Below are 8,013 nucleotides of genomic sequence, written 5' to 3'. Positions count from 1 at the left end.
GGGAACCAAGCAGCCCTAACTGTGGAGCCAGTGCTGGGGGTCGGGCCCGTCACCTATTTAAAACAATCTGAGTGCTCATAGGCCTTCCTAAAATTTGGAGCCATTGAGAAACTCATTTTGTAGAGCCATAACAAGCTTATCAACGCAAAACATCAAAAAGATTGTTGTAGTTATCAGTCCAAACCTTGAGCTTTGGCAAGGTTTCAATCGGCTTGTAGTCTTGGCCCTTTTTCAATTCAGCGATTAATTTTTTGTTTTGGGTAACCACTACAAAATCCGTGCGGTAAAGGTCTGGCTCTGAAGGCCTATTGGCAATTAAAACGGCTTCCATGCCTTCCTGTTCTGCAATCAACTTGACCATGGGGGCTAGATTGATTAAGCGGTTAGTGACGTTATAAACAATCGCACCGTCATCTCTGATTTGTTTTTTGTAGCTTTGCAAAGCTTCAACTGTCATGAGGTGCATCGGAATCGAGTCTGAAGAAAATGCATCCACACTGAGCATATGAAACTGATTGGATGGTTCTCTTTCCAAACTCAAACGCCCATCACCTACCAAATAATCAATTTTTGATTTAGAAGAGGTTAAATACCAAAAATACTTTTTAGCAATATCAATCACCGCGGGGACCAACTCGTAAATACGGAAACTATCCGCCTCTCGACCATAGGCGGTCAAAATGCCGATCCCCAATCCCAGAATACCAATGCGAATAGAGGGCTCGTCTTTCTGGTAAAAAGTAATTGTTTTAGCGATACCGGTGTCTGGACCAAAATAACTGACAGGCTTAGAGCGCAGTGGCTCATATGTGTGTTCCCAGCCATGGCTGATGACGCCGTGATACAGATCACGCACAGATTCAGGCGTCATGTTTTTGTCAGATTCTGCAACCCGTAAAGTTCCATAGAAATCTCTGTGCTGCAACAGCGTTCCTTCTGACGTTTTGGACTCTTGCCACAACAACCAGCTCATGGAACAAGTTAGAGCAACGGCGCAGCCCATGAAAGCCGTGTTGGCCTTAGCCGTAATGCCAAGCGAAGGCGCTTTCCACATCACAAAGATGGCCAAAAGTCCGCAAGAAATAAGCGCCAATGGAAGTTCAGCAAATGTATTGAACACCAAAGGGGCTAACAGTCCCACCATCAAACCACCCGCAGCGCCGCCAATCGACAAGCAGAGATAAAACTGGGTGATGAACTGGGAATCAGGACGAAGCGCAGCCAACTCACCGTGACAAAACATACAAGCCACAAAGAGCAAAATGCAAAACAATGGCAATGCAAGATAGATATTCATGGTGGAGGCATAACCGTCGTAAATGCCGTACGTGGTGATGACCAGCAAAGCAAATAACAAGGGTATAAAAACTGACCGTGAATACCAACCACTTTTACCCCGAGAACTGCCCACATCAAATACCAAAATAAACGTGACCAAATACAGCACCAGAGGCACGATCCATAAAAACGGAACAGAAGCAATGTTTTGTGTAATGTGATTGGTAAAAGACAGAAGCAAGACTGAGCCCAAGGTCGCTAGCAAAAGCCAAAGCGTGTAATCTTGTTTGGTAGGCGCTTTGACACCTATGCCTGATGGTGTGGCAGATGAATAAGATGGTCCGCCCACAACTTGGTGGCGATTAGAGTGCCATGCAGACACAATGATGAGCAAGGCATAAACAACATAAACACTACTCCACAGCCACGCCTGGCTATGTAAATCAATGTGCGGCTCAATCAAAGGCGGATAGGCTAATAAAGAGAGAAGTGAAGCAAAGTTAGACAGGGCAAACAGCCTATACACCTTGGCTTTCGGATAACAACGCGCAAACCAAGCTTGCACCAATGGCCCCGTGGTCGACAGCAGCAAATAAGGCAAACCTACAGTGACCAAAAGCAGCAACAAAATTCTTGTAGATGGCTCTGTATCAGCGGTAGGTTTCCAAACATCACTTGCAATGATGGGAAGACAAATTAAAGAAATGACGACGATCACCGAATGAAAAATGGCTTGTGTTCGGTTGGACAGTTTGCGCACTACAAAATCTGCATACCAGTAACCCAACAGCAAAATCATCTGGAAGAAAACCATGCAGGTGGTCCAAACAGCGGACGAACCACCAAACCAAGGAAGAATTTGTTTAGCAATGATGGGCTGCACCATAAACAAAAGAAAGGCACTCGTGAAGATGGTGACTGAAAAATAAATCATCAGGTAGATTTTTTAAAAGAGAGGGAGATTTCAACTCAAAAAAAGACCCCAGCAATTTGCCAGGGTCTTTTACTTCATTGAGTCTTATTTAACAAGAATTATGAATAGACATTAAAAATAAGCAAGTTCTTTAAGGTCCATCAAAATTCGTTGGATCACCGATTGGGAGCTGTAGCTCTCTTGAATGACATCACGGTTGCGAAGACGCATATACAAGGTGTTGTCTTTTCTCAGTCCAGTCAACACTTCATCCATCACGGTTTGGTTTGATTGAAGATCCATAAATTCCTGCACTTGAGCCGCCAGTTTATGGCCGTTGATTGTGCCCGATGGATTTTTTGCAAGATAGGCGGAGTCACTGTCATCAACCAACCGGCGAACCGTCACCAGGGTCAAAATTTGACGATTAAAGTCAATCTTCACACTCTTTGAAAACAAATTTTGAATAATAGGAATATCCATCAAAAGTGGCACGCCAGAGTTGACGTTGTCTTTTTCACGTTCAATCATCCCATTCAAAACATAAGTTTGACCAAACTTCACTCTGGCGCTGGCATTGACTGCATTCCTTGATTGAACAAGAGCGATTTTGGCGTCTTCGCTAGGTTCAATGAATGAACGACTGGACCTGATGGATAACAAAACATTTTCATCATCAACGAAAGTAGGCGTGATGGATAAACTGGTACCCACTGACTTGTCTGACAATGTAAAACCAGTATTCACTGTACCGCTTGCAATTGATACAGTACGGCCGCTGAAAAATACAGAAGGCAAGCGGTCAACAGCCGAAAGGCTTGGACGTGCAATCACTTCATTTTTAGCAAACAGGGAATTTGCGATGTTTAATGAGTAGACCAGTGATGCTGCGCTAGTGGCTATAACATCGTCGTTGCCAATGACTCTTCCTCTATCAGCGTACAGAAATGTGTCTTTGATCATTTTCAAACCATCCAACAAATTGATGCCTTGATTTCGGGTCATTGATTCTTCGGTCCGAATCATTGTCACTTCGATCATGGCCATTGGTGGCTTCTCACCCGCACAAGGTTTAGGCAAGGTCAATGTGGTGGCGTTTTCTTCTGTGGTTGGCAATTGAAGTTGTGGCAACCCGTCCTTTTGCAAAGTCAAACCAGGATTAGGATCGCAACGCCACCACAATTGATGCTCCGCGGTTTTAGCCGCTTCAGGAGCCGCTTCTTTAGGCACTTCTTTTGTTTTATTACCCGTATCCGCTTGCGCTAATAAAACGCCGTTCAAATCTGAAGAACCAAAACTTGTTTTCATAGTCAGCAGTTTGTCAACACGAGAATTGACATAGTCTGCATCTTCTTTAAGGCCCTGACCCTTTGCTGCCAGCTCATACTGTCTAGCGAACTCCTTGGCTGCTTGTGGGCTTTGTGCCAATGCTGCTTGTATGGCCTTGAGCCTCAAAAATTCAGGGCTCTTAAAATTCATGGCGTCCAATTGAACCGTTGCCCAATAACCAGATTTCATGTCGCCAGCTAAGATTGATGCTTGCGCCAACCCCATTAATGCTGGCGTTGAATTTGAATTCCTTTGGTAAGCTTCAGAAAAAGCCTGTTGAGCTAGTACATATTTTTTGCCAACAAGATTAAGTTTTCCCAACTGGAGAAGCGCCGGCTCTAAATTTCTATCCAGTGAAAGTGCCGTGTTGTAACCAGCTACAGCCAAGTCATAGCTTGCTTCATCACCCGCTTCATACATCATCTGGTAGGTCAACCCATTGAGAAAATGAAGCCCCGCGTTATTGATGTCAAGTTTTAAAGCGACACTAAACACGCCGTGAGCTTTTTGCAAATCACCTTGTTGCAAGTATTCGGTACCACTTCGCAACAACATTTGAGCATTGGTAGGGTCAGCTTTTTTAGCAAAAGTGGGTTTGACGTAATCGGCGGGCTTCAGGGGCGCAGAGTTAAAAGCACTTTTTGGGTTGTCCATCGTTGAGCAGGCGCTCATTGCCAAGACAATCAACGTAACTGGAAGCAAGCGGAAAGGAACTTTCATGGAAACCTTAATGAAGTTTAAAAAAATCTCCACCCAATGTAGCCGTCTTAGACAAAATAATAGTGACGAAATAAATTACAAAAAGGTCATTTTTTTATACGCCTGATTTATAAATACTAATTAATATTTTTTTAAATTTAGAGTATCTTTTTTTATTAAAAAAAATTCAAACTTAAATAACCCTCAATTTTTTGCGTGTTAGCACATAGGCCTTGGGGACAAATACAACTGCAAAGAGATCGAAGAACTTTCCGATAAAGATGGGGATCGAGCACATCACCTTTAAATTTTCGTGGCGGACTCAAGAAACGCTCAATTCACGCCGATACCGTTTGATGGCCGAAGAAAACCTAAAAGTAACACCAGACCCAACGAGCACCACCGAAGTGCCCGAAGGTTCGGTTCCGCCCGACGAAGCCACGCTTGCTAGCGAAGCACAAGCTGCTCCTGCGGATGCAGAACCAACAGATCCCGCCCCAATAGGCACGTTGCCCGAAACGCCGCTCAGCCAAGACGCTCAAGACACCCAAAACACCTCAACCCCACTCAGCGCGTCAGAAGCTCCCCAAGAACCAGATGCTATTCAGCCCTTTATCGACAAAGCGTTTGAAACCATCCAGCATGAGGTTGAGGACGAAGAGCTAGGCAAGTTTTTGCGTGCCCACATCAAAACATTCCGCGAAGAATGGGATGCGTTGTCAGACAACGCCAAAGACGCTTACGTCCACATGATGACCTCGCAGCTGCTGCAACGCAAAGGCGCAGCAACGCGCATCAAAAATTACGAAGAATACACATTGCCCGTGCCGTCGGCGCAAGCCACTTTGTTCGAGTCGATCAAGCAATCACAGATCAAACCGAAAAAGCGCCAGCCTGTGTTGCTGATGCCGCCTAACTTACGGCCTACTTATTCTTTGAAGAAGTAGTTTTGGCTTTTAAGTAATCGGCCAATCCCGCGTTATTCAGTCGCACACCATCGCTGCTGTCTTTGGCCACCGCGCCACGAATTTGCTTAATCAACAGGCCCTTCACATCGCCTTGCAACGCAAGCGTGCGCAGCGCCACGTAGCGCACTTGCGCTTTGGCGGTGTCCATCTTGGCTTCTGACATGGCTTGCAGCCACAAGCCATCGTCACGCTTGCCTGCTTCTAGCTCGCGCAACACCAAAGCGCGAACCATGTTGGAGGATGAATCAGACATCGGCGTGCTCCGAAAAAAATTAATTCTCAGTGGTGGCGTTCATCGCCTCCACCATGCCTTGCAACAAAGTTTCGCCATCATGTGCGCCAGACAGCCCCACTTGACGGTTAAAGATGAAAAATGGCACACCCGTGATGCCCATTTCACGCGCGGCCTTATCGCTGTCGATGGTTTCGCTGTGCAGGTCTGAATTCTGCAAATGTGCTTGCGCCTCTGCGCGGTCCATACCAGCAGACACAGCAATTTCAATCAGCACAGAAGCTTCGGTCAGATCGCGGCCCTCTAAAAAATACGCTTTGAACAAGGCCTCGACCACGGCGTCTTGCGCCATGCCGGGCTCAGACATGGCAATCAGGCTGTGCGCCACCACGGTGTTGGGTTGTCGGGTGATTTTGTCAAAGGCAAACGAAATGCCCATGTCCTTGCCCACCGAAGCAATGTGTTCGTATTTGGCAATGCCGCCAGCACCAAATTTGTTAAAAACATAGTCAGCGCGTGGCATGCCCTCGGGCGGTATGTCGGGGTTGAGTTGGAAGGTGTGCCACTTTACTTCCGGGTCCACATCGGGGTACTGAACTGCCAAAAGTGCTAAAGCGCGTTCTAAACGTCGTTTACCGATGTAGCACCAAGGACAGACGACATCTGACACAACATCGATGGTGAGAGTTTTCATGGGGTTACTTGCTTTCTGCCACAATGCCTAACTGTAGCTCTATCGCCAACTAAAAGAGGAACAAAAACCATGGCCAGCGATTTGATCAAACACATCACCGACAGCAGCTTTGAAGCAGACGTTCTGCAGGCTGACACACCTGTTTTGGTGGACTATTGGGCCGAATGGTGTGGCCCTTGCAAAATGATTGCCCCTATCTTGGACGAGGTGGCCACTGCCTACGAAGGCAAACTACAAATCGCCAAGATGAACGTGGACGAAAACCGCGACATCCCTGGCAAGCTAGGTATCCGCGGCATCCCTACCTTGATGGTGTTCAAAGGCGGCCAATTGGCTGCTACCAAAGTAGGCGCCATGAGCAAAGCCCAATTGACTGCCTTTATTGACCAACAGTTGGCTTGATCCACTGAGCTAACTTAGTGGTCTGATGTAACAGCCCAAAAGAGTACCCTGAAAGCCTGCAGATTCTTTAATCTGCAGGCTTTTTTCCTGCCATAATCACTTTTGAATTCACCTTGCAGCCTATCCGGCCACTCGGTTCCCCATCAGGGCTTGAATTCCGGTCTAGAGGTGTTTCTCTCCTCGCTACGACCTCCCCCCTATTTTTTTAACGAACTCCCTACTGGAGTCCCAAGATGCATCTGAACGAACTCAAGGCACTGCACGTGTCCGAAGTGCTGAAACAAGCCGAAGAACTCGAAATCGAAAACACAGGTCGCATGCGCAAGCAAGAGCTGATGTTTGCCATCATCAAAAAACGCGCCCGCGCGGGCGAGCAAGTATTTGCAGACGGCGTGCTCGAGATCCTGCCCGACGGCTTTGGCTTTTTGCGTAGCCCAGACACCAGCTATACCGCCAGTACTGACGACATCTACATCAGCCCCAGCCAAGTACGCCGCTTCAACCTGCACACTGGCGACATGATTGAAGGCGAAGTGCGTATTCCCAAAGACGGCGAACGCTACTTTGCACTGACCAAACTCGACAAGGTCAACGACGACCTGCCTGAGAACAACAAGCACAAGGTCATGTTCGAAAACTTGACCCCACTGTTTCCCCGCGAACAGATGAAACTTGAGCGCGAAATCAAAGGTGAAGAAAACATCACCGGTCGCATCATCGACATCATTGCGCCCATCGGCAAAGGCCAACGCGCCCTGGTTGTGGCCCCGCCCAAAAGCGGTAAGACCGTGATGATGCAGCACATTGCGCACGCCATCGCTGCCAACTACCCCGACGCCCACATGATGGTGTTGCTGGTGGACGAGCGCCCTGAAGAAGTGACCGAAATGCAGCGCTCGGTGAAGGCCGAAGTGATTGCATCTACCTTTGACGAGCCCGCCGCCCGCCACGTGCACGTGGCCGAAATGGTGATCGAACGCGCCAAGCGTTTGGTGGAACTGAAAAAAGATGTGGTCATCTTGCTCGACTCCATCACCCGCCTCGCCCGCGCTTACAACAACGTGGTGCCTTCATCGGGCAAAGTGCTGTCTGGCGGCGTGGATTCCAACGCTTTGCAACGCCCCAAGCGCTTCTTTGGTGCAGCCCGCAAAGTAGAAGAAGGCGGCTCACTCACCATCATTGCTACAGCCTTGATCGACACCGGTAGCCGCATGGACGAGGTTATTTTTGAAGAATTTAAGGGAACGGGCAACTGCGAGATTCACCTCGATCGCCGCTTGTACGAAAAGCGCGTGTTCCCAGCCATCCAACTCAACCGCAGCGGCACACGCCGCGAAGAGCTGTTGCTGCCGCCCGAAATCTTGTCTAAAACCCGCATTCTTCGCCAGTTCATGTACAACATGGACGAAATCGAATCCATGGAAATGGTCTTGAAGAGCATGAAGGCGACCAAGTCGAACGTCGAATTCTTCGACATGATGCGTCGCGGCGGTTAACA

7 protein-coding genes are annotated in these 8,013 nt (G+C 47.8%); 3 read left to right on the top strand and 4 right to left on the bottom strand.

Annotated features, from left to right (window positions below):
• Nucleotides 1-139 precede the first annotated feature (139 nt).
• Together ABWP81_RS06075 and ABWP81_RS06070 are read right to left on the bottom strand one after the other, a co-directional pair.
• Nucleotides 140-2,212 carry a fused MFS/spermidine synthase gene (locus tag ABWP81_RS06075; protein WP_353140293.1) on the bottom strand — a complete coding sequence of 691 codons (2,073 nt, stop codon included), beginning with the start codon at nucleotides 2,210-2,212 and terminating at the stop codon, nucleotides 140-142.
• A 111-nt stretch (nucleotides 2,213-2,323) separates the two neighbouring features.
• Nucleotides 2,324-4,240 (bottom strand): secretin GspD/PilQ domain-containing protein, encoded by a 1,917-nt coding sequence (locus ABWP81_RS06070; RefSeq protein WP_353140291.1) that lies wholly within the window; start codon nucleotides 4,238-4,240, stop codon nucleotides 2,324-2,326.
• Nucleotides 4,241-4,500: 260 nt separating this feature from the next.
• Between ABWP81_RS06070 and ABWP81_RS06065 the strand changes: the two genes are divergently transcribed.
• A complete protein-coding gene (locus ABWP81_RS06065) occupies nucleotides 4,501-5,166 on the top strand; it encodes a superantigen-like protein SSL4 (protein WP_353140289.1) in 666 nt (221 codons plus the stop codon).
• On the opposite strand, the gene ABWP81_RS06060 is transcribed toward ABWP81_RS06065, so the two are convergent.
• Nucleotides 5,144-5,440 (bottom strand): hypothetical protein, encoded by a 297-nt coding sequence (locus ABWP81_RS06060; RefSeq protein WP_353131768.1) that lies wholly within the window; start codon nucleotides 5,438-5,440, stop codon nucleotides 5,144-5,146. The genes ABWP81_RS06065 and ABWP81_RS06060 overlap by 23 nt on opposite strands.
• Nucleotides 5,441-5,459: 19 nt before the next feature.
• A complete protein-coding gene (locus ABWP81_RS06055) occupies nucleotides 5,460-6,113 on the bottom strand; it encodes a DsbA family oxidoreductase (protein ID WP_353140287.1) in 654 nt (217 codons plus the stop codon).
• Nucleotides 6,114-6,182: 69 nt separating this feature from the next.
• Between ABWP81_RS06055 and trxA the strand changes: the two genes are divergently transcribed.
• On the top strand, nucleotides 6,183-6,515 hold the full coding sequence (gene trxA, locus ABWP81_RS06050) for a thioredoxin TrxA (protein WP_353131772.1): 333 nt from the start codon (nucleotides 6,183-6,185) through the stop codon (nucleotides 6,513-6,515).
• 233 nt (nucleotides 6,516-6,748) lie between these two features.
• Nucleotides 6,749-8,011, top strand: coding sequence for a transcription termination factor Rho (gene rho / locus ABWP81_RS06045; protein WP_310614712.1), 1,263 nt, complete (start codon nucleotides 6,749-6,751; stop codon nucleotides 8,009-8,011).
• Nucleotides 8,012-8,013: the final 2 nt, after the last annotated feature.

Source organism: Limnohabitans sp., assembly GCF_040401135.1.
Lineage (GTDB): Bacteria > Pseudomonadota > Gammaproteobacteria > Burkholderiales > Burkholderiaceae_C > Limnohabitans.
Note: the sequence above shows the minus strand (reverse complement) of the source record. Positions and strands in the feature narration are given on the sequence as shown.